This window comes from Komagataeibacter oboediens (assembly GCF_003207815.1).
Classification (GTDB): Bacteria; Pseudomonadota; Alphaproteobacteria; order Acetobacterales; family Acetobacteraceae; genus Komagataeibacter; species Komagataeibacter oboediens.
In genome coordinates this window covers 18718-39000 of sequence record NZ_NKTX01000025.1, presented here as the reverse complement: position 1 = coordinate 39000, position 20283 = coordinate 18718, and the positions used below count along the sequence as shown (strand labels likewise).

The following is a 20283-nucleotide window of genomic DNA, read 5'->3' as shown; positions in this document are numbered from 1 at the left end:
GTTCCGCTTGGAATAATCTTGCCGCCTTGCCTGACACCATTCGATCCATCGGTCTTAGAAAGTGGGCTCACACAGGTCAGTGCCCATAACCGTTGGTATTAGGCCTTGATGTGGCCTGCTGTGGCAGCGATGAGAATGACGAAGAGGAAGGATGCAGCTGTCTTTTCGTAGCGTGTGGCAACAGCCGCCATTCCTTGAATCTTGCACATAGGTTTTCAACCAGATACCGGTGCCTGTAAGCCCATTTGGGACAGGCGACTGGAGGAACATTTTTCCGCGGCGGGATGACAGGACGAGATCCCCGGCTCGAGAGATACGCACGGAACATGTGCGGGGCATGACCACGATCGCAACCGATGTAAGCGGATGGTCGAGGCAGATCATCAGGCACGGCATAAACGCATGACAGTTCGTGCGCCTGACCGGGCGAAAGCGTGAAAGACAATGCCCTGCCATGACCATCCACGACGACGCAGACCGTGGTGCCAAATCGGCCAAGAGTTCACGCTCTTTTTTGGCGCTCTCCGTGTTTCCCTTTTTAGCCGCCCTGGCCGTCTTGTGATGGGCATGGATCGTTGTGCCATCAAGAAAGACCATACTCAATGACAGGCCCGTGCTTCTGATCTTCTCAAAGAGGCGCTTCCATACATCACGCTTCGAGCATCGAATGAACAACTGCGCCGCAATCCGTCAGAAGCCAGACACAGGCGGCAGGCCGCGGGCTGTCAATTCAGCGGGTTGGTCGCCGGTTCGATACGGGGCAGGGCATCCTGCCGGTCCTTTCAGGTATCGACCTGACCTGTCCCAAAGGGACGTTTACAGCTTTGGTTGGCCCGTTGGGATGCGGTAAATCGACACTTCTGCGGCTTGTGGCAGGTCTTGACCACCCGGATGAAGGCACGATCCGGTTCGGATCACACGATGGGGACAGCTGCACGCCCGACGACCTGCGTCGCCAGGGCGCGCTGGGCATGGCGTTTCAGGATGCGGCACTCCTTCCGTGGCGGGACGTGAGTGCGAACATGGCCCTGCCTCCTGAACTTATCGGGCGTGACGGTCCACAGGCGCGGAAGAGGATCAAAAGCCTGCTTGTACTGGTGGGCCTGCAGAATTTCGGCGGGGCGCTGCCGGCGGCGCTGCCGGGTGGCATGCGCCAGCGCGCCGCGTTGGCCCGGGCGCTTGTGACGCATCCGCGCATTCTTCTTCTTGATGAACCTTTTGGGGCGCTGGATTTCGTCCTGCGACGCGAGATGGTACGCGAACTGCAGCGTATCTGGCTGGAAAGCGGGGCAACCGCGCTTATGGTGACGCATGGGATTGATGAAGCCGTCTTCCTGGCTGACACGATTGTCGTGATGGGGCGCGATCCGGGGCGGATCATTGCGACGGTCGAAGTTGACGTGCCATGTTCGCGTCCTGCCGGTTTCTTTGTCGATCCGGTTTTTCATGCGCTGTGCGACAGGATCGAACGGCTGTTGGAAAGCGCGTCATGACGTGCGCAGATCAGGCAAAGGGAAGGATGGGCGAGGAAGGTGCCGTCGCGCTTGCCTGCCTGGCCCTCTGGCAGGGCGTTGCCATGGTCTGGCCGGATATGATTCCAGCACCGGGCGCCGTCCTGCTTGCCGCATGGTGCGCGCATGACGCCCTGCTGGCTGCAATCGGTCGTGGCATTCCTTCCGAACTATGGGCTGTGGCACTGGTTGCAACGTTCTTTTCCGCGGTCATGTACGGACTGGTTGCGCAACTGGGGCGAATGCTGACGGGGAAGGGGGGGGGCCGGCAACGCTGCAACCGGGGCACGAAACGGTGCCACATGCCGGACGATGGGAAGGCATGCTGTGGGCCGACATGGCCTGTATGCTGCCGCTGGTGATCTGGCAGTGCCTGCCATGGCTGGCCGGTGTCTCACCAATCCTGTTCCGGCCGCCTTCCGCCGTGTTCCGCTATCTGGTCACCAGCCCATGGGCACATGATGTGTGGGCAACGTTTGTTCCCGCCATGGTCCAGACCGTCCCGCTGGCTGTCGGGGGAATGATCGTGGGGCTTGTGCTGGGTTTTCTTCTGGCTGTGGCTGTCTGGTCGTGCAAACGCGCGGAACCGCAGGTCATGCAGGGCATAGAGCATGCCCCTCATCGTCTTTACGCCCATTATCGTGACGGTGCTTGGCCGTGATGTGATGGGAACCCTCGGGATTGCGTCCCTTGTGTCGTTTTTCCCAGTTTTTGTCGTGATGCTGGAGGGCATGAACCGGACGCCGCGTCCGGCCAGTGATGTTCTGGACCTGTATGGGGCGTCGCGTTTTGCCCATCTGCGCTATCTCGTGATGCCTGCGACCATACCCTATTTCTGTACTGCCGCCCGTCTTGTGGCACCGTCAGCCATACTGGGCGTCATGACTGCGGAATGGCTGTCAACCGGGTATGGGCTGGGTGGCGCTCTGGATGAGGCGAGGGGCGAACTGGATTTCGGCATGAGCTGGTCCATCGCCTTTATCACGGTGCTTGTTTCGCTCCCGCTTGTCGCATTGACGTCCTGGGTCGAGCGGTCAATCCTGCGGAGGTACGGCAGATAGGCCCGCGTGCTGTATCCGGACGATGACGACAGTGCGGAGGGGAATGGTATATCAGCACCGCGCAGGGGCTGGATCAGCCCGTACAGGCGAAAAACGTAGCCAGACCCACCCGATCAGTGCGGCAATGACCGATCCGGTAAATATCCCTATTCTGGCCGGGGTCTCAAATTCAGCCCCCGAAAACGCAAGGTCGGCAATAAACAGACTGATGGTAAACCCGATCCCGCATAACAGGGAAAGTCCGAACAGCATTCCTATGGATGTTGCCGCCGGAAGTGGAGAGAGTTTCAGTCGGAAAGCCAGCATTGTCGCGCCGAAAACCCCGGTCGGCTTGCCAACCAGCAGCGCAAGGATGATGCCAAGCGGCACGGGGGCCAGCAGCATGCTGGCATGCAGGCCCACCAGCGACACCCCGAGATTGATGAACCCGAACAGCGGCAGCACACCCCATGTCACCACGGGATTCACTACGGCAGTCACGGTATCCAGCGGTGAACGCTGTTTCCCTGTCGTGCCGGATGGCATTGCGGGCAGGCACAGCCCCGTAACAAGGGCAGCCAGTGTCGGATGCAGTCCAGAGTTCAGGAAGGATACCCAAAGCAGCATCCCACCGCCGGCATACGGCCACAATGCCCGGATTCCCGCCCTGTTCAGACAGATCATGCCCAGCGTGACGAGGCCCGCGACCAGCAGCGCAGGCCAGCACAGCGCGGTCCCGTAAAACAGGGCGATGACCAGAATACCCAGAATATCATCGAAAACAGCCAGTGCCATCAGCCATGTTCTGGCCCCGGCGGAAACACGTGACCCCAGCACCAGCATGACCGGCAGGGTGAACGCGGCATCGGTCGCCACCGGAATGGCCCAGCCGTAGGATGTTCCGGCATGGCCATGGGTCACCATAAGGTAGGTCAGCGCGGGCATGATCATGCCGCCTGCTGCCCCGATCAGGGGAAGTGCGATCTTTCGCGGTGAGGACAGATGCCCCGAGATGATTTCCGTCTTGATGTCCGCAATGACCACCAGAAAGAATAGGGTCATCAGTCCGTCCGAAACCCATGATCCCATATCCGTCGGGCCGTGTGCGCCCAGAAGGGGGAGCCGCATCGGCAGCGTGACCAGTCGGTGGTAGTACGCGGCCTCGGGGGAATTGGCCAGCGCAAGCCCCAGCATGGACGCCAGCAGCAGGGCAGTCGTGCCAGCGGAGGGAGACATGAAAAAGCGGCGGATGCCCCCGGGTAGCGTGCTGGATGTGTCAGTCATTCCGTCATGTTGGCGGAACGGGACATACGGGACAAGAATGATCGTGATGGCTGCCGATCACACTGACGGGCTGCGTAGGCAGCACATCCCGTTGGTGGATCAGCCGTCCTTGCCCCCGCACTGCATGGGTGGCGCATCATTGGGGGACTGGACTGCGCCATGGTCGCTGCCGGTTACATAATCCTGCAGTTCCCGCGCTTCCTGTTCGGCATTTTCAGCACGCAGTTTGACAATGTCCCCGATACTGACCAGTCCCGCCAGTTTCCCGTTTTCCATAACGGGCACGTGCCGGTTGCGCGAATATGTCATGCGGCAGGCAATGTCATAAATACTGTCATCGGGCGTTGCGGTTGGCGTATCCCTTGTCATGATATCTTTTGCAGTCAGGGCGGATATGTCCGCGCCGCGCTGGGACAATGCATGAACGATCACTTTTTCCGATATCATGCCCACCAGCTGGTCATCGGCACCCAGAACCGGTGCGCCGCCAATATTGTGTCGCGCCAGCGTGGTCGCGACATCCAGCACAGGGTCGTCTGCCCGGACAGTAATGACCGTGTTGCCTTTTTGCGCCAGGATGTGAAAGACACGAGAGGACATGGGAAAATCCTTTCCATGTTTGGGTCATCGCAGGTCGGCCCGCCAATGCGCCGTCTCATCCCGCATTTCAGGCGGGGCAGGGCGCATGGGAAGAAGCGGGTGGATGGTACGGACGGGAAAAAGGCCGCCGATGACCACGATTATGGTCAGAACGATGACAAGCGCCGTCAGTTCCGGGCGACTGTCCCGGTTCCGGCTGGCGGATGGGAATGACGGGGTCGCCAGCATGACGCGGATGATGTTCAGGTAATAATACAGCCCGATAATGCTGCCGATGATGAGTACGCACACCAGCAGGTCACGCTGGTGTGCGACCCCGGTTGCGGCGATCTGGAATTTGGCAAGGAAACCGATGCTGGGCGGAATGCCAGCCAGTGAAAGTAGCATGAGCGCCATGACTGAAGCCAGGAAGGGACGGCTGGAAAACAGCCCCGTCCATTGCGCGACAGCCGTGCCTTCCGGCCCGTCAGGGGGGGCAAAGGCGGTCATGGCTGCAAATACGCCCAGCGTACTGGCGCTGTATGCCGCAAGATAAACGGTTATGGCCCCCGGTTGCAGCAGGCCGGGACACACGAAGGCGATCAGCAGATATCCGACATGTGCAATGGATGAACAGGCCATAAGCCGCGGAAGGGTGGTCTGGCGCAGCGCAAGCAGGTTGCCCCCCAGAACGGTCAGGATAATCACGGCATACAGGATGTCATTAAGGAACGGGGGCTGCTCTCCCATGCCGAAATAGCGGACAAGTGAAGAAAATATCGCAATTTTCGAGACCACGGCCAGAAATGCCGCCACGGGCACGGGGGCGCCCTCCATCACGTCCGGAAGCCACATGTGAAAGGGCACGGCAGACAGTTTGAAGAACATGCCGACAAGGATCATGACCGTTGCCGCCACGGGCAATGCGGCGGGAACATCCGCAGTTGCAATGGGCGGTACGAAGCGCAGCGATCCCGTCACGCCATAGGCCAGGCCGATCCCGAACAGAAGAATGGCCGACGAAACCCCGGACAGTATCAGGTATTTCATCGCGGCTTCATGCCCCGCCGTGGCAGGACGCCGCCGAAAGGCCACAAGTCCCATGAGGGAGACGCCCAGTATTTCCAGCCCCACGAAAAAAGGCATGTAATTCGCGCTGAAGACCATGGCCAGCGCGCCAAGCGTGCCCAGCATGAACAGCAGGACATATTCATCCCCCGTCCCGGCCCCTTCATGCGCCGTGTCCCGCCATGACATGAGCAGGATGCACATGCTGGAAAACACGCTCAGGGCGGCTGTATAGGTCGTCCAGCGATCCTGAATGAACAGGGTGTCGCCTTTGCTCCCGGGCATGTCGCCCGTATGCAACCCTGTGACCGCAAGGGCCAGCAGCAGCGTCACCATGCCCCCCAGCAGGCTGCGCCCCGCCGAACGCCGCCATGCCGTCGCCGCCAGCATGATCATGATACCGAAAGACAGCACCAGCAGCGGTGCGGGCAGGAAAACGTCATGCCCGATCATGGCGCACCATCCTTCCCACCGGTCATGGCCGCAACGGGCAGGGGAAGGGAAAATGCCATGAAAGGCTGCGGATACAGGCCCAGCACGGCCACAAGGGCCATGACGCAGGCCAGAACCGCCATCTGCCGGGGTGGAAAATCCGGCCCGGGTGACTGGCCGACCCGGGGTGCGGCCAGGAATATGCGGTTGACCATCCGCAGCGCGTACATGGCAGCAGGCACCAGCCCCGCGGCCGCCACGGTCGCGAGGGCCGGGCTGACATGCCACGTCGCCAGCAGGACAAGGAACTCGCCCGTGAAATTACCCAGTCCCGGCATGCCAAGCGCCGCCACGGCAAAGAACACGCCCGCGCTGGACAGGCGTGGCATGGCCGCCCACAATCCGCCAATACGGCGCATGTCACGCGTATGCAGCCGGTCCTGTATGGCGCCCGCGATCACGAACAGTGCTGCCGTGCTCAGCCCATGGGCCAGCATCTGCATGATCGCCCCCTGCATCCCCATGCGCGACCCGCAAAATATGCCGGTCAGCACGAACCCCATGTGGCTTACGCTGCTATAGGCGATCAGGCGCTTGACATCATCCTGCGCACACGACATCCACGCCCCGTACAGGATCCCCACGACACCCATCCCCATGGCAACGGGCGCGAAGCGGCTGGCCGCATCGGGAAACAGCATGACGTCGAACCGGATCATGCCATATCCCCCGGTCTTGAGCAGGATCCCGGCCAGCAGCACGCTGGCCGCCGTGGGGGCCTGCGTATGGGCGGCAGGCAGCCAGACATGAACCGGCACGACAGGCAGCTTGACGGCAAAAGCCACGAAGAACCCGACCATGATCAGCATGGACAGGGCGGGGGACAGCGGCGTGCGCGACAGCGTGACATAATCAAATGTCAGCACGCCCGTTGCCCGGTAATGCGCCATGACCAGTCCGAGGATGGACACCAGCATGATCAGCCCACTGCCCTGCGTGAACATGAAAAACGTCATGGCCGCACGCTGCCTGTCTTCATGCCCCCATGCGGCGATCAGCACGAACATGGGCACCAGCATCAGTTCCCAGAAAAAGAAGAACAGGAACAGGTCGGTGGCAAGGAACGTCCCGATAATGCCCGCAAGCGTTGCAAGGAAAAGGAAATGGAACGCCCCGGCATTCACCGTGACCTGCCGGGTGGACAGGAATACGCATGGAAAGCACAGAACGAGCGAAAGCCAGATCAGCGATAGCGAAAGCCCATCCATATCCAGCCTGATCGCAATGCCCATGGCGGGAATCCACGGCATGGAAAAATGCGCCAGCCATGGTCCCGCATGGGGCTGGTGGCCGAACGTGATCAGCGCCAGCAGCAGCGTTTCCATGCCCAGCGTTACAAGTGCCACCCACCATGCGGCATCGCGCGATGCCGGTGTGGGGACAGGCCGGATGCGTCCGGCCACCCATGCCACCCCACCGCCCAGAACGGGCAGCAGCACAAGGGCAGGCAGGGCGATCATGACAGCACGGCCACGGCAAGCGCCATGCACAGGCCGCCGGCAATCCATGCCGCATACCACCGCATGCGACCATTGTGCAGCCGCTCCAGCATGCGCGCGCCCCACCTGCCGATGCGCCCGCTCCATCTGGCCAGCATGTCCAGAAAACCGGCCCGGACCGCGAAAACCCGGGCGCTGGCGGCCCGCACCAGTCCCCCCGCTGCGGCGCCAGCCCGGTCAGGGATGTCCTGCCATCTGGACAGGACATCATGCCGCCCATCCGGTCCCCCGGCTGTGCGGGCACCGCGCATGACGGATGACGGACGTCCCCACAGCATCCATGCAAGCGCAAGCCCGGCAAGGGGAACGACCGCACCGGCCAGCACAAGCCAGACCGGCTCATCCGCATGTGACAGGGGTGTTGCCGGGTCCAGAAGGGCGCTGAACAGGTGAAGGGAGGGAAGTGTATCAGGCATTTCAATCACTCCACCGCACAGCGACAGAACGCACAGGCAGCCAAGGGGTATGGTCATGAGGCGTGACGTCCGGCCTGCCGCCACGGTTCCCGCTTTCCCGAAAAACACGATGAAAACGCAGCGGAAAATATATAGCGCGGTCAGGAAGGCTCCCAGCAGCGCCATCGCCCATAACGGGTGTCCCGTCACGGTCCAGTCCCGCGTCAGGCCAAAGCGCACATGCCATACACCTGACAGGATCATTTCCTTGCTGTAGAAGCCCGCCGTCACCAGTGGCAGGCCAGCCAGCGCGGACGCGCCGATGACAAAGGCCACGGTCAGTCCCGGCATGGCGTGGCGCAGCCCGCCAAGGCGGAAAATATCCTGTTCATGGCGCGCGCGCATGATGACGGCGCCCGCCGCAAGGAACAGCAGCGCCTTGAAGAAGGCATGGGTCATCAGGTGGAATAGCGCCGCCTGCCATACCCCGCACCCAAGGGCGAGGAACATGTACCCGACCTGGCTGATTGTGGACCACGCGAGGATACGCTTGAGGTCGGACTGAACCAGCGCCGCGCACGCTCCCATAAGCAGCGTCAGCGTCCCGAGCACGGCTGTCAGCGCCATGACGGGGGCCGCCATGACGAACAGGTCATGCAGCCGCGCGATCAGGTAGACGCCCGCTGTCACCATGGTGGCCGCGTGGATCAGGGCGGAGGTCGGCGTCGGCCCCGCCATGGCGTCCGGCAGCCATGCCTGGAACGGGACCTGCGCCGATTTGGCCAATGCCCCCATCAGTATGAAGAACGCCGCCATGCTGATGCCGGATGCGGATACCTGCCCGTTCGTTACTGCCGCCAGCACCGCGCCGATGCGCGGGGAACCAGTCGCGGTTGCCAGCAGCAGCAGGCCACACAGCAGTGCCACGTCTCCCACCCGGGTCACGTAGAAGGCCTTGCGGGCGGCGGCGGTATTGGCCGGATTGTCATACCAGAAGCCGATCAGCAGGTAGGAACACAGCCCCACGCCTTCCCAACCGATAAACAGGCACAGCAGGTCGGACGACAGCACCAGAACCAGCATGGCAGCCACGAACAGGGTCATGCAGCCAAAAAATCGCGCAATCCCGGGATCGTCCCGCATGTAGCCTGCGGCATAGACATGGATCAGCAGTCCGACGATCGTAACGACAAGGATCATGATCATGGAAATCCGGTCCAGCATGAAGGCGATATCAGCCGAAAATCCCGCAACGTGCACCCATGGCCACAGCGTTACCTGCAATCCCCCCCCCGTCGGTCCCGACAGAAGGATGACGGACACGATTATGCTCAGGACAGCAGCCACCCCGATCCCGGCGCAGGCAACCGTCCCGGCCCCGCGCGCGCCCATCCGTCCTGCGGAGATGAATATGATCAGGGACGCGGCAAGCGGGCAGAGGACAAGAAGGGGGAGCAGGAACGTGGCCATGGCCCTATCCTTCCGGAAGGTTGCCGGTATCGGCATCCAGCGTGGGGCGTCCGTGGGCGTGCAGGCGCAGGATGATGGCCAGCCCGACCGCCGTTTCCACGGCGGCAAGGGCAAGGATCAGCACGAACATCACCTGTCCCGCCGCATCGTGCCAACGCGTGCCCGCGGCCACGAATACAAGGGCGGCGGCATTGAGCATGATGTCCAGCGACATCAGCATGAACACCATGTTGCGCCGGACCAGAACGCCCGCCAGCCCGACCGAGAACATGATGGCGGCCAGCACAAGCGTGTCGTTGAAGGAAAAGGCGGGCATGTCAGTGACCTCCCTCCCGGTGGCGTCCGATATGAAACGCCGTGACCAGACCGGCCAGCAGCAGGAACGACACCAGTTCGACCATCAGCACGTAGCGGCTGAACAGGCTGAGACCCACGTCATGCACCGTAATGGGAAGGGGCAGGCGCACGGGCCCGGAAAGGGGAGTGGCGCAGTAAAGAAGTTCCGTGCACACGATGGTGGCCAGAATGCCCGGCCCCAGCCACGCGCGCGGGTGCAGCCATTCCTTTTCACGCTGGCTGTCCGGCTGGCCCAGATTGAGCATCATGATGACAAAGACGAACAGCACCATGATCGCCCCGGCATAGATGATGACCTCCAGCATTGCCGCGAATGACGCGCCCAGCAGGACAAGGACGACTGAAAGCGCCAGCAGCGTCACCACCAGATACAGCACCGCATGCACCGCCACCCGTCGGGTGATGACCATGATCGCCCCCGTAACGGTTACGCCGGCAGCAAGAAGGGCCAGGGCATGCATGGCGGTTACGGCAGCAGGGAATGGAGGTCGACCGGCGGGCGTTCGCGTTCGGCCGTGCCGCGCGCCTTGCCGGGAACGGGAATGCCCGTGACAGCATAGAAACTGTAATCGGGATATTTCCCGGTCCCGCTTATCAGCAGGTCTTCCTTTTCATAAACAAGGTTTGAGCGTGCGTATTCGCCCATTTCAAAATCGGGCGTCAGCTGTATGGCGTAGGTGGGGCAGGCTTCCTCACACAGGCCGCAGAAAATGCAGCGGGAGAAATTGATCCGGAAATATTCCGGATACCACCGGCCATCGGCCTCGGTTTTCTGCAGGCTTATGCAGTCCACGGGACAGGCGACGGCGCACAGGCTGCACGCGACACACCGCTCCGCCCCGTCGGGATCGCGCGACAGGATGATCCGCCCGCGATAACGCGGCGGCAGGTACGGCTTCTGTTCGGGATACCGCACGGTCGCGCGCCGGTGGAAGGCATGCAGCGCCGTCAGGAACAGGGTACGCAGGGTATCAAGCATGGGATATGCCTTTGCAGCAGGCGTGTTACAGGGACGCGCGCAGCATGAGGATGGTTCCGGTCGCCATGACATTGAACAGCGAAAGCGGCAGCAGGACCTTCCAGCCCAGCGCCATCAGCTGGTCATAACGCGGGCGGGGCAGGCCCGCGCGCAGCAGGATGAAAAATACCACCACGCAGCAGGTCTTGAGCGCGAACCACACGCCTGCAGGCAGCCATGGCCCGCGCCATCCCCCAAGGTAGAGCGTGGTCACAAGGCATGAGACCAGGACGATCCCGGCATATTCGGAAATGAAGAACATGCCGAATTTCATGCCCGAATATTCAGTATGGAACCCGGCGCCCAGTTCGTTCTCCCCTTCGGGCAGGTCGAAGGGCAGGCGGTGCGTTTCCGCAATGCCCGCCAGCATGAAGACGCCAAAGCCAAGGCATTGCGGGACGATGAACCACAGCCCCGCCTGCGCCGCCACGATATCGCGCAGACTGAATGACCCGGCCATCATGACCACGCCCAGAAGCGAAAGCCCCATGAAGACCTCGTAGCTGATCATCTGCGCCGCCGCCCGCATGCCACCCAGCAGCGCGTATTTGCTGTTGGATGACCACCCGGCCAGCACCACGGAATAGACCCCGAGCCCCATCATGCCGAGGATGAACAGCAGCCCCACATTCATGTCGCCCGCAATGCCCGCGCGCGTCGTGACGGGAATGGCGGCAAAAGACAGCAGGACCGTCATCATGCCGATGGCGGGTGCCGCGACAAACACGCCGCGGTCGGCAAAGGGGGGAACCCAGTCCTGCTTGAACAGGATCTTGGTCCCGTCCGCCACCGCCTGCAGCATGCCGCCCGGTCCCACGCGGTCGGGGCCATGCCGGTCCTGCCATAATCCCAGCAGCCGCCGTTCAACCCATGTCAGCACGGTGGCAAGGCCAAGCAGGACAACGGGCGTCAGGATGATGGTCAGGATTGCCGGATATGTCATGGCCCTTCCCCTGCGTCCGGCATCCTCTCCAGCCGGGCCATGCGCGGGAAACGGAACGCCCGCGCGACCATGTGCGCAGGGCACAGGGCAATGCCCGCAGGCAGTCCGGGCACGGATTCCACGGGAAGGATATGCGGGCCGTCTTCCAGATGCAGCGTCATGCGGTCTGACCTGACCATGCCGGCAGGCAGCCCCAGTGTCGGCGCGGTGGCGCGCGCCATGACGGGGGGCGAGGACATGCTCAGTTCCTCGCTGCCGAACAGGCGCGTATCGGGCAGTACCAGCATGGTGTCCGCCCGTGCTACATACGCCGTGGGAATATCCGTGGCGTAGGCGTACGGGCGACCTGCGTCATCCGGTCCGGCAGACGGGAACAGCCGGATACCGGACGCCCCGCCACGCATGTCCCCCCCGATTTCGTGCTGGAAACGGTTCAGCGCCTGGACCGAGTTCCATGGCGATGCCTGATATCCCGAAACCAGCGCGGCTGGCATGTCGGGACCATACGCGCCCTCCATTGAACTGCTGAAGGGGGTATCCGCGCTGGCGGGTGGCGGCTGGTCGCGCACGCTGACAAAGGAACGGATGACGGTCCGTCCGCTGGCGCGATAGGTCTGGCTGCGCAGTTTCTGGCCGTCCATGCGGTACTGCGCGTCCGGCGCGGCCCTGGCTGCGGGGGCAAGATGGGGAAACGCTGCCGCCAGTGCCGCAAGGACATCATCCAGATCCCGCCAGCCGGTCAGTTCCGTCATATGCGGCGCGGCCGGTTCAGCGCTCTGGCCCAGCGCCTGTATCCAGCGCCAGCCGGCCTGTATGGGGGCAGGGGGAAAGACCGCCTGAAAGGAACGTTGCGCCCGGCCTTCGTGACTGATGAACGTGCCGGTGCACTCGCTGAAGGCGGCAGAGGGCAGGACAAGGCTGGCGTGCTGGCACAGCGGTGTCACCGTATGGTCGATGACGACAATATCCGGGACTGCCGCCACAAGGTCCGCGACATCCGCCGGGGACAGGTGGCGGGTCAGGTCATTTTCCACAACGACCAGCGCGGAAATCGCGCCAGCCCGGGCCTGTTCCATCACCGTTTCCAGCGGCAGCCCCCCCATCATGGCCAGCCCCATGGTGTTGCATTCCGGCAGTACCAGCGACAGGCCCGCAGAAGGCGTGGCGCGCGCAAGGGCCGCGGCGATGCTTGCGGCAGCCTGCATGAGTGCGGGCGACCCGTACTGCATGCCGGACACGACCACCGGCGTCCGGGCGGCGACAAGCGTTCGGGCAATGCGGGTGACAAGCCGTGTGTCATCAGGCGCCAGATCCGCGACGGGCGGGGCGGCGGGATCGATTTCATGGGCAATGGCGAAGCCCAGACGTGCAATGTCATCGGGGGCGGCGCGCACGCTGTCTGCCGCCACGTCATCCAGTGCGGTTGGCGCGGGTGTCAGGACATGCAGGGCGGATGGGCATTCAGCCCCCAGCGTGCGTACTGCCGCATCCATCCAGCGTGGCACCCTGGCCTCATCTGCCGTGTGGAAGGATGGCTGGCGCACCGACTGTCGCAGCGCAAGGCCAAGCCGGGGGGCGGTGGCGTAAACATCCTCGCCCAGTACCAGCACCGCGTCGGCGCTTTCCATGTCATGAATGGTGGGCAGCCTGCCGGGGTGGCGGCCAAGCAGGGCGTGGGCCAGTTCCGCGCATGACTGTTCCTGCCGTGTCTGGCCGGTGGAAAAATGTTGTGGTCCCGCCAGCGCATGCAGGCTGAAACAGGTTTCCAGCGCCGCGCGGGGGGAGGCGATGCCCACAATCCGTCCATCCGCCGCCATACGGGCGAAGCGGGCAAGGGCATCGGCCACGGGAACGGGCACCTGCTGACCGTCCGTGGCGCACAGTGGCGTGCGGATGCGTGTCGGTGCATTGACAAAGCCATGCCCGAACCGCCCCCGGTCACACAGCACGTAGCGGTTGATGTCCGTATTATAGCGGTTGAGGACACGGCGGACCGTTTCCCCCCGTGCATTGACAATAGTGTTGCACCCCACCGCGCAGTGCACGCAGACGGAGGGCGCGCCCCGCATGTCCCACTTGCGGGTATAGGTGGCGGAAAACGGCCTGTCGGTAAACACGCCGGTCGGGCAGATTTCCACCAGGTTGCCGCTGAAGGCGTTTTCCAGCGTGCCATCCGCCGCACGGCCAAAATACACATGATCGTGCGAGGCAAAGGCCGCCAGATCATCCCCGCCTGCGTAATCACGGTAAAAGCGCACGCAGCGGTAGCAGGCGATGCAGCGGTTCATTTCATGCTTCACGAACGGTCCGAGGTCCTGATTGCGGTGGGTCCGTTTCGTGAAGCGGTAGCGGCGGGTGTTGTGCCCGGTCATGACCGTCATGTCCTGCAGGTGGCATTCGCCGCCTTCCTCGCATACGGGGCAGTCATGGGGGTGGTTGACCATCATCCATTCGATCACGCTGGCGCGGAAGTCACGGGCCTCGGTATCGTCAACGGAGACGATGGTATCTTCGCCAACGGGGGTCATGCAGGCCATCACGATGCGGCCTTTCGTATCATCGGGGCCGGTGAACTGCTTGATGGCGCACTGGCGGCATGCCCCGACGGAGCCGAGTTCGGGATGCCAGCAGAAATACGGCAGGTTGGCCCCGGCTTCCAGGCAGGCCTGCAGCAGGTTGATGCCGGTGCGGGTCGGGCACTCTTTGCCGTCTATGTGGATGCGGGTCATGACGGTGCTCCCTGTCGTGTGTTCATGCCGCCATGCGCAGCGGGCAGCGGGCAGCGGCCGTGCCGGATGTGGTCGGTGAAATCCGCGGCAAACAGCTTCAGCCCGCTGGCCAGTGGCGCCATCGCCCCCGGCGCATGGGCGCAGAAGGTCCGGCCCGGCGCGCCCAGCATGCGGGCATGGCGGGCGAGATGGTCCATGTCTTCGGCCTGTCCCGTGCCATCCTCGATCGCGGTCAGCAGCCGTTCCACCCACGGCAGCCCGTCACGGCATGGCGTGCACCACCCGCATGATTCCTGTGCGAAGAAATGTTCAAGGTTGCGGATCATGCCGATGGGGCACGTCCGGTCATCCAGTATGATGGCCATGCCGGTCCCCAGTCGGCTGCCCGCCTTTTCCACCGATCCGTAATCCATGGCGACATCAAGCGATGTGGCGTCAAGGAAGGCGGTGGACGCCCCGCCGGGCAGCAGGGCGCGCAGGCGGTAGCCGGGCAGCATGCCGCCTGCATGTTCCTCGATGATCTGGCGCAGCGGCGTGCCGATCGGCAGTTCCCATGCCCCCGGCTTTGTTACCCGGCCGCTTGCGCCATAGATCTTGGTGCCGCCGTCCTCCCCCAGCCCGAGGCCCGCGAACCATTCCGGTCCGTTGGCGATGATGTGGGGCAGGTTGCACAGGGTCTCGACATTGTTCACCACGCTTGGCGCGCCCCACAGGCCGCCGGTCTGGGGAAAGGGCGGCTTGCTGCGTGGGGTGGCGCGGCGGCCTTCCAGCGCGGTCAGCAGGGCGGTTTCCTCGCCACATATGTAGCGTCCGGCGCTGGAATGGACGTGGATGTCGAAACTGAAGCCGGAGCCCAGTATGTTCTCGCCCAGCCAGCCCTGCTGGCGTGCCTCCCCGATCGCATGGTGCAGGCGGGTGCAGGCAAGGTGGTATTCCCCGCGCAGGAAGACGATGCCATGTCCCGCCTGCACGCCATAGGCCGCAAGGATCATCCCTTCGACCAGTTGCAGGGGATTGCCTTCCAGCAAAAGGCGGTCCTTGAAGGTGCCCGGTTCCATTTCATCGGCATTGGCGATCAGGTATTTGCGGCGTTCGGATGCGGGGTCCTTCGGCACGAAGCTCCATTTCTGCCCGGTGCTGAATCCGGCTCCTCCACGCCCGCGCAGTTTCGAGCGCGTCACCATGTCGATGATGTCAGCCGGGGCAAGGCCACCCAGCGCCCTGCGGGCTGCCTGCCAGCCCCCGGCGCGCCCGTATGCCGCGCAGTCCGGTGGCCCGGCGGCAGGGTCGATCATGGCGGTCAGGGGCCGGTCGGACAGGAGCGTCATGGCGTGTCCCTCAGCGTATCGATCAGGTGGTCGAGGCATACCGTATCCACATCGCCATGCAGGGTGGTGTCCACCAGCATGGCCGGGGCATGGTCACAATGCCCGATACACACCGTGGGCAGCACGGTGATGGCGTTGTCCGCCGTGGTTTCCCCCGGCTGGATGCCCAGTGTCCGGCACAGATGGTCGCAGAGTGGTTCGCACCCCATGATCCAGCACGACACGCTGTCACACAGCATGATGACGTGCCGCCCGACCGGCCTGCGGAACAGCAGGTTGAAATAGGTGGCGACGCCATCCAGATCATCGGCCGACATGCCCAGCAGGTCAGCCACCTCGCACAGATGCCCGGTGCTGACCCAGCCAAAGCGCGCCTGCACCAGCCGCAGTGCCGCGACAGCCGCCCCGCGCGGGTGCAGTTCCTGCGCCGCGAGGACCAGGATTTCCGCCCGCAGGGGCGCAGGCAGGGGGGCGTCAGCGGTCGACATCGGCCATCACGAAATCAATGCTGCCCAGGATCGCGATCAGGTCCGCGATCATGATGCCGCGGCTGAGCAGCGGGATCATCTGCAGGTGGGCAAATGACGGGGTGCGTATGCGGGTGCGGTACGATGTGGTGCCCCCATCGCTGATCAGCGTATAGGTATTCACGCCTTTCGTGGCTTCGATGCTGGCCCGGGCTTCCCCCGGTGGAATGACCGGCCCCCAGCTTACGCTGAGGAAATGGTGGATCAGGGTTTCGATGTCGTGCATCGTCCGTGCCCTGGGCGGCGGGGTCGTCAGCGGGTGGTCCGCCTTGACCGGGCCCGTGGGCATGTTGTCCACGCACTGGCGGATGATCCGCAGGCTCTGGCGCATTTCTTCCACATGCACGGCAATCCGGTCATGGCAGTCGCCACGCGTGCCGGTGGGAATGTCGAATTCAAGCTGATCGTAACAGGCGTATGGTGCATGTCTGCGGTAGTCCCACTCCCGCCCCGTGGCGCGCAGCCCCGGGCCGGTGACACCCCATTCAACGGCTTCCGCCGTGGTGTAGGCGCCGATCCCCTTCGTCCGGGCGCGGAAGATGGGGTTGCGCATGACCATGGCATCGTATTCGTCCAGCCGCCGCGGCAGGTCATGGAGGAAGGCGCGGATCAGTCCGTCCCATCCTTCGGGCAGGTCTATGGCCACGCCGCCAATGCGGAACCAGGCGGGGTGCATGCGGAAGCCGCAGATCGCCTCGATAATCCCGAACACGCGTTCGCGGTCGGTAAACATATAGAATACCGGCGAAAGCTGCCCCACATCCTGTGCCATGGTACCGTAGAAGACGAGATGGCTGGCAATGCGGAACAGTTCCGCCAGCATGACGCGGATCATCTGTGCGCGTGGCGGCACGGTGATCCCGGCCAGTGTTTCGACCGCCATGACGTAGGGGAAATTGTTCATGACCCCGCCAAGGTAGTCCACCCGGTCGGTGTAGGGGATATAGCTGTGCCATGTCTGGCGTTCGCCCATTTTTTCCGCGCCACGGTGGTGGAAGCCGATATCGGGCACGGCATCGACAATCCGCTCGCCTTCCAGTTGCAGCATGATGCGGAACACCCCGTGCACGCTGGGGTGGTTGGGACCAAGGTTCAGGAACATGAAATCGCTATGGTCGCCATGTCGCCGCATGCCCCATGCGGACGGGTCGAAGCGCAGGGCGTCCTGCTCGCGTGCTTCATGCTCTTCCGTCAGGCTGTAGGGTGGCATTTCGGTGGCGCGGGCATGGTGGTCCCTGCGCAACGGGTGCCCGGTCCATGTGGGCGGGGTCAGGATGCGGCGCAGGCAGGGATGGCCATGGAAATGGATGCCGAACAGGTCCCATACCTCGCGTTCGTACCAGTTGGCGTTGGGCCACAGGTCACAGATGCTGGGCACGGCAGGGGCGTCGGCGCCTAGGGGCACCTTGATCCGTACCTCATCTGCGCGGCTGGCAAGCGAGATGACGTGATAGACGACCGTGAACGCGGCCTGTGGCTGGCCCGCGCGGTGGGCGCGTTCGCGTTCGTCTATGGCCGTCAGGTCCAGCAGCATGAGGCAGGCGGCGGACGATGCCTTCAGCGCCGCAAGGGTCGGGCGCAGGTCAGATGCCGTAATCCAGATGGTGCAGACACCATCGCATGTGGATTGCGTGGCAAGCGCCCCGTTGGGCAGGTGGCCGGTTATCTGTTCCACAAGACCCCGGTTACGGGCGGGCGATACGAGGGCGGTCATGGCATCAGATCCCGTCGGGCGTGCGCAGGTCGCGCATGCCCTGGCGGTGGGCGCGCTTTTCATCGCGCAGGCTGGGCGGCGTGACGGGTTCGGCACCCTGTGGTCCCACCAGCCAGCTTAACGGCCTGCGGCGCGTGCCGATGGATTGCTGCAGCAGCATCAGTCCCTCCAGCAGGGCTTCGGGGCGGGGAGGGCAGCCGGGGACATACACATCCACCGGCAGGAAGCTGTCCACGCCCTGCACGACGCTGTAAATGTCGTACATGCCGCCTGAATTGGCGCATGACCCCATGGAGATGACCCATCGTGGTTCCAGCATCTGGTTGTACAGATGCTGGATGACAGGGGCCATCTTGACGAACACGGTGCCGGAAATGACAATCAGGTCGGCTTCGCGTGGTGTCGCGCGCAGCACTTCGGAGCCGAAGCGGGCAATGTCGAAGCGGCTGGTGAACGCTGTCGCCATTTCCACATAACAGCATGACAGGCCGAAATTCAGCGGCCAGATGGAGTTCTTCTGTCCCCATGCCACGAAATCCTGCAACCGGCCCATGACCAGGTTGCGGCGGACCGTTTCGCTGAAGCTGGACGTGGGCGGCGTTGCCCCCGTGGTATCGGGCGATGACAGGAACCAGTTCATGGGGCATGGTCCTTTCCACCATGGGCGATCGGTCGGGGGACGATCAGCCGTGGCCGCGGCCCCCAGTCCAGCGCACCGGCGCGCCACAGATAGGCAAGGGAGATGGCCAGGAAAATGGTAAAGAGAACGGCTGCGCCATAACCGATCCATCCGGTTTCGGTCACGACCGTTGCCCATGTCAGGAGAATGGCCGTTTCAACATCAAATATGACAAAAAACATGGCCAGCAGGTAATACTGCACAGGCAGGCGCAGATGCGCCGACCCTGTCGGCCGGATACCGGATTCAAACGGCATGGACATCGCCCGCCCACGTGCCGCGCCACGGCGTCGGGTGCCGGTTATGGCGGACAGGCCCAGCATGAAGGCCAATAGCATGGCTATGACAGCTGCATAGGTGAATACAGGCCATATATTGGAAACAGGTTCCATGGACAGGGCATTCCGTTTCTGTGTTTTTTATCTGGCCGGAAGGCGTCTTGTGTAACGGTGTCCGTATTGAGGGGCGTTTATTGCCACGGGCGCAGGGGAACAGGCTTATGTTTCCCCTGATATTCCGGCATGGATGCATGGAGCGCCAGAATATGCTGCCAAGTGCCTATACGTTGTGGTGAAAGGGAAGTTCCGGTCAGGTCATGCAAGTTTTCATGCATGTGCAGGGATATGTGGTGGACGTGTTGTCTTGCCTGCGAATGCCGTGTCTCCGTATCATGCCTGCATCAGGATGTTGGCTGCCGACAGGAACGATATGACCGTACTCCCCGTACTTTACAGTTTCCGCCGCTGTCCGTATGCCATGCGGGCGCGGCTGGCCCTGCTATCCGCTGGTGTGGAATGTGAAATACGCGAAGTAAAACTAGCGCAGAAACCTGCCTGCATGCTGCGGGTTTCGCCCAAGGGGACGGTTCCTGTCCTGGTCCTGTCGGATCAGGCCATTATCGATGAAAGTCTGGATATCATGCGATGGCCCCTGGGGCGGCATGATCCACAGCACTGGCTGGTCAATGTCCGCAATGACCTGATTGCGTATAACGATGGTCCGTTCAAATACCATCTGGATCGTTATAAATATGCCAGCCGCCATCACTCCGACCCCATGTATCACCGGGCCGAGGCGCTGAATGGACTGGAACGGTTAGATGTCGCGCTGGACGCGAACCGCTTCCTGCATGGTGACCGGCCGGGCCTGACCGATGCCGCCGTGGCACCCTTCGTGCGGCAGTTTGCTGCAACGGACCCGTGCTGGTTTGCCACAGCCTGCCCGGATGGGGTGCAGGAATGGCTGCGGGCCTTTGTAGCTCTGCCGGTATTTGATCGCGCCATGTGTCGCCTGTCTCCCTGGCGGGAAGGGGATATGCCGGTCCTGTTTGACTGACCAGCAAATATCCATGTGCTGACGGGAAACCCGCGCCGGGCGATATCCGTTATCGGGCGCAGGCCATGCTGCCGCTTCCCTTGCTGCCCCGGACAGGGAAGGATGGTCCCGTTCTGGCCAATAGATAAAAATGAAGGCAATAAAAATGATAAAAATGTTCGCCTTGTTTTTAAATAAATAAGTAAAAACTACCCATTCGCATATAAAACCGAAATGATGATGGATGCTGCCAGTATCGTCGCGCGCCATGCGTGGCGGCGCATGCCGTAATCATATGTCGTGCGTGTCTGTGCGTATGGGGTGTTTTGGATCGTC

General features: G+C 62.7%; 20 protein-coding genes. 5 read left to right on the top strand and 15 right to left on the bottom strand.

Annotation, left to right across the window (positions count from 1 at the left end; genetic code table 11):
* The first annotated feature begins 722 nt into the window (after nucleotides 1-722).
* The 4 genes from CFR80_RS10905 to CFR80_RS10890 are packed head-to-tail and all read left to right on the top strand — an operon-like array spanning nucleotide 723 to nucleotide 2572.
* Nucleotides 723-1493 carry an ABC transporter ATP-binding protein gene (locus CFR80_RS10905; RefSeq protein WP_110507353.1) on the top strand — a complete coding sequence of 257 codons (771 nt, stop codon included), beginning with the start codon at nucleotides 723-725 and terminating at the stop codon, nucleotides 1491-1493.
* The gene (locus CFR80_RS10900) at nucleotides 1490-1873 is read left to right on the top strand and encodes a hypothetical protein (protein ID WP_146221638.1); all 384 of its coding nucleotides are present in this window, start codon (nucleotides 1490-1492) and stop codon (nucleotides 1871-1873) included. Before CFR80_RS10905 ends, CFR80_RS10900 begins: the two co-directional genes overlap by 4 nt.
* Entirely contained in the window at nucleotides 1849-2172 is a 324-nt protein-coding gene (locus CFR80_RS10895) for a hypothetical protein (RefSeq protein WP_181418205.1), read from the top strand. The genes CFR80_RS10900 and CFR80_RS10895 overlap by 25 nt, the downstream gene beginning before the upstream one ends.
* Nucleotides 2123-2572: an ABC transporter permease gene (locus tag CFR80_RS10890; protein WP_110507350.1), complete on the top strand. Its 450-nt coding sequence runs from the start codon at nucleotides 2123-2125 to the stop codon at nucleotides 2570-2572. Before CFR80_RS10895 ends, CFR80_RS10890 begins: the two co-directional genes overlap by 50 nt.
* 51 nt (nucleotides 2573-2623) lie before the next feature.
* On the opposite strand, the gene nhaA is transcribed toward CFR80_RS10890, so the two are convergent.
* The 15 genes from nhaA to CFR80_RS10815 all read right to left on the bottom strand — a co-directional run bounded on the left by nhaA (nucleotide 2624) and on the right by CFR80_RS10815 (nucleotide 19025).
* The gene (gene nhaA / locus CFR80_RS10885) at nucleotides 2624-3835 is read right to left on the bottom strand and encodes a Na+/H+ antiporter NhaA (RefSeq protein ID WP_010517132.1); all 1212 of its coding nucleotides are present in this window, start codon (nucleotides 3833-3835) and stop codon (nucleotides 2624-2626) included.
* Between the two features lie 99 nt (nucleotides 3836-3934).
* On the bottom strand, nucleotides 3935-4435 hold the full coding sequence (locus tag CFR80_RS10880) for a CBS domain-containing protein (RefSeq protein WP_010517130.1): 501 nt from the start codon (nucleotides 4433-4435) through the stop codon (nucleotides 3935-3937).
* Between the two features lie 24 nt (nucleotides 4436-4459).
* The gene (locus CFR80_RS10875; RefSeq protein ID WP_010517129.1) at nucleotides 4460-5935 is read right to left on the bottom strand and encodes an NADH-quinone oxidoreductase subunit N; all 1476 of its coding nucleotides are present in this window, start codon (nucleotides 5933-5935) and stop codon (nucleotides 4460-4462) included.
* Complete coding sequence (locus CFR80_RS10870) at nucleotides 5932-7434, bottom strand: complex I subunit 4 family protein (RefSeq protein WP_010517127.1); 1503 nt, start codon at nucleotides 7432-7434, stop codon at nucleotides 5932-5934. Before CFR80_RS10870 ends, CFR80_RS10875 begins: the two co-directional genes overlap by 4 nt.
* Nucleotides 7431-9338, bottom strand: coding sequence for an NADH-quinone oxidoreductase subunit L (nuoL, locus tag CFR80_RS10865; protein WP_110507349.1), 1908 nt, complete (start codon nucleotides 9336-9338; stop codon nucleotides 7431-7433). The genes CFR80_RS10870 and nuoL overlap by 4 nt, the downstream gene beginning before the upstream one ends.
* 4 nt (nucleotides 9339-9342) lie before the next feature.
* Nucleotides 9343-9654 (bottom strand): NADH-quinone oxidoreductase subunit NuoK, encoded by a 312-nt coding sequence (gene nuoK, locus CFR80_RS10860; protein ID WP_110507348.1) that lies wholly within the window; start codon nucleotides 9652-9654, stop codon nucleotides 9343-9345.
* A 1-nt stretch (nucleotide 9655) separates the two neighbouring features.
* Complete coding sequence (nuoJ, locus tag CFR80_RS10855; RefSeq protein ID WP_110507347.1) at nucleotides 9656-10156, bottom strand: NADH-quinone oxidoreductase subunit J; 501 nt, start codon at nucleotides 10154-10156, stop codon at nucleotides 9656-9658.
* Between the two features lie 5 nt (nucleotides 10157-10161).
* Entirely contained in the window at nucleotides 10162-10674 is a 513-nt protein-coding gene (nuoI, locus tag CFR80_RS10850; RefSeq protein ID WP_048856491.1) for an NADH-quinone oxidoreductase subunit NuoI, read from the bottom strand.
* Between the two features lie 25 nt (nucleotides 10675-10699).
* On the bottom strand, nucleotides 10700-11656 hold the full coding sequence (gene nuoH / locus CFR80_RS10845) for an NADH-quinone oxidoreductase subunit NuoH (RefSeq protein ID WP_110507346.1): 957 nt from the start codon (nucleotides 11654-11656) through the stop codon (nucleotides 10700-10702).
* On the bottom strand, nucleotides 11653-14385 hold the full coding sequence (nuoG, locus tag CFR80_RS10840; RefSeq protein WP_110507345.1) for an NADH-quinone oxidoreductase subunit NuoG: 2733 nt from the start codon (nucleotides 14383-14385) through the stop codon (nucleotides 11653-11655). The genes nuoH and nuoG overlap by 4 nt, the downstream gene beginning before the upstream one ends.
* Entirely contained in the window at nucleotides 14382-15713 is a 1332-nt protein-coding gene (locus CFR80_RS10835) for a complex I 51 kDa subunit family protein (protein WP_110507344.1), read from the bottom strand. The genes nuoG and CFR80_RS10835 overlap by 4 nt, the downstream gene beginning before the upstream one ends.
* On the bottom strand, nucleotides 15710-16201 hold the full coding sequence (gene nuoE, locus CFR80_RS10830; RefSeq protein ID WP_048856495.1) for an NADH-quinone oxidoreductase subunit NuoE: 492 nt from the start codon (nucleotides 16199-16201) through the stop codon (nucleotides 15710-15712). Before nuoE ends, CFR80_RS10835 begins: the two co-directional genes overlap by 4 nt.
* Nucleotides 16188-17954, bottom strand: a complete 1767-nt coding sequence (gene nuoC, locus CFR80_RS10825; protein ID WP_110507356.1) for an NADH-quinone oxidoreductase subunit C/D — start codon at nucleotides 17952-17954, stop codon at nucleotides 16188-16190. The genes nuoE and nuoC overlap by 14 nt, the downstream gene beginning before the upstream one ends.
* Before the next feature lie 4 nt (nucleotides 17955-17958).
* Nucleotides 17959-18594: an NADH-quinone oxidoreductase subunit B gene (locus tag CFR80_RS10820; protein ID WP_010516609.1), complete on the bottom strand. Its 636-nt coding sequence runs from the start codon at nucleotides 18592-18594 to the stop codon at nucleotides 17959-17961.
* Entirely contained in the window at nucleotides 18591-19025 is a 435-nt protein-coding gene (locus tag CFR80_RS10815) for an NADH-quinone oxidoreductase subunit A (RefSeq protein WP_010516612.1), read from the bottom strand. Before CFR80_RS10815 ends, CFR80_RS10820 begins: the two co-directional genes overlap by 4 nt.
* Before the next feature lie 316 nt (nucleotides 19026-19341).
* On the opposite strand from CFR80_RS10815, the gene CFR80_RS10810 reads away from it, so the two are divergent.
* Nucleotides 19342-19968, top strand: a complete 627-nt coding sequence (locus tag CFR80_RS10810; RefSeq protein ID WP_010516614.1) for a glutathione S-transferase — start codon at nucleotides 19342-19344, stop codon at nucleotides 19966-19968.
* The last annotated feature ends 315 nt before the right edge of the window (nucleotides 19969-20283 follow it).

Bases quoted from the DNA above. Each gene is read 5' to 3' on its own strand.
- nuoL (WP_110507349.1), bottom strand. From the start codon at position 9,338: ATGGCCACGTTCCTGCTCCCCCTTCTTGTCCTCTGCCCGCTTGCCGCG.
- CFR80_RS10900 (WP_146221638.1), top strand. From the start codon at position 1,490: ATGACGTGCGCAGATCAGGCAAAGGGAAGGATGGGCGAGGAAGGTGCC.
- nuoK (WP_110507348.1), bottom strand. From the start codon at position 9,654: ATGCCCGCCTTTTCCTTCAACGACACGCTTGTGCTGGCCGCCATCATG.
- CFR80_RS10880 (WP_010517130.1), bottom strand. From the start codon at position 4,435: ATGTCCTCTCGTGTCTTTCACATCCTGGCGCAAAAAGGCAACACGGTC.
- nuoG (WP_110507345.1), bottom strand. From the start codon at position 14,385: ATGACCCGCATCCACATAGACGGCAAAGAGTGCCCGACCCGCACCGGC.
- CFR80_RS10890 (WP_110507350.1), top strand. From the start codon at position 2,123: ATGCCCCTCATCGTCTTTACGCCCATTATCGTGACGGTGCTTGGCCGT.
- nuoC (WP_110507356.1), bottom strand. From the start codon at position 17,954: ATGACCGCCCTCGTATCGCCCGCCCGTAACCGGGGTCTTGTGGAACAG.
- CFR80_RS10835 (WP_110507344.1), bottom strand. From the start codon at position 15,713: ATGACGCTCCTGTCCGACCGGCCCCTGACCGCCATGATCGACCCTGCC.
- CFR80_RS10815 (WP_010516612.1), bottom strand. From the start codon at position 19,025: ATGGAACCTGTTTCCAATATATGGCCTGTATTCACCTATGCAGCTGTC.
- nuoI (WP_048856491.1), bottom strand. From the start codon at position 10,674: ATGCTTGATACCCTGCGTACCCTGTTCCTGACGGCGCTGCATGCCTTC.
- CFR80_RS10895 (WP_181418205.1), top strand. From the start codon at position 1,849: ATGGCCTGTATGCTGCCGCTGGTGATCTGGCAGTGCCTGCCATGGCTG.
- nhaA (WP_010517132.1), bottom strand. From the start codon at position 3,835: ATGACTGACACATCCAGCACGCTACCCGGGGGCATCCGCCGCTTTTTC.
- nuoJ (WP_110507347.1), bottom strand. From the start codon at position 10,156: ATGCATGCCCTGGCCCTTCTTGCTGCCGGCGTAACCGTTACGGGGGCG.
- nuoE (WP_048856495.1), bottom strand. From the start codon at position 16,201: ATGTCGACCGCTGACGCCCCCCTGCCTGCGCCCCTGCGGGCGGAAATC.
- CFR80_RS10875 (WP_010517129.1), bottom strand. From the start codon at position 5,935: ATGATCGGGCATGACGTTTTCCTGCCCGCACCGCTGCTGGTGCTGTCT.
- CFR80_RS10810 (WP_010516614.1), top strand. From the start codon at position 19,342: ATGACCGTACTCCCCGTACTTTACAGTTTCCGCCGCTGTCCGTATGCC.
- nuoH (WP_110507346.1), bottom strand. From the start codon at position 11,656: ATGACATATCCGGCAATCCTGACCATCATCCTGACGCCCGTTGTCCTG.
- CFR80_RS10820 (WP_010516609.1), bottom strand. From the start codon at position 18,594: ATGAACTGGTTCCTGTCATCGCCCGATACCACGGGGGCAACGCCGCCC.
- CFR80_RS10870 (WP_010517127.1), bottom strand. From the start codon at position 7,434: ATGATCGCCCTGCCTGCCCTTGTGCTGCTGCCCGTTCTGGGCGGTGGG.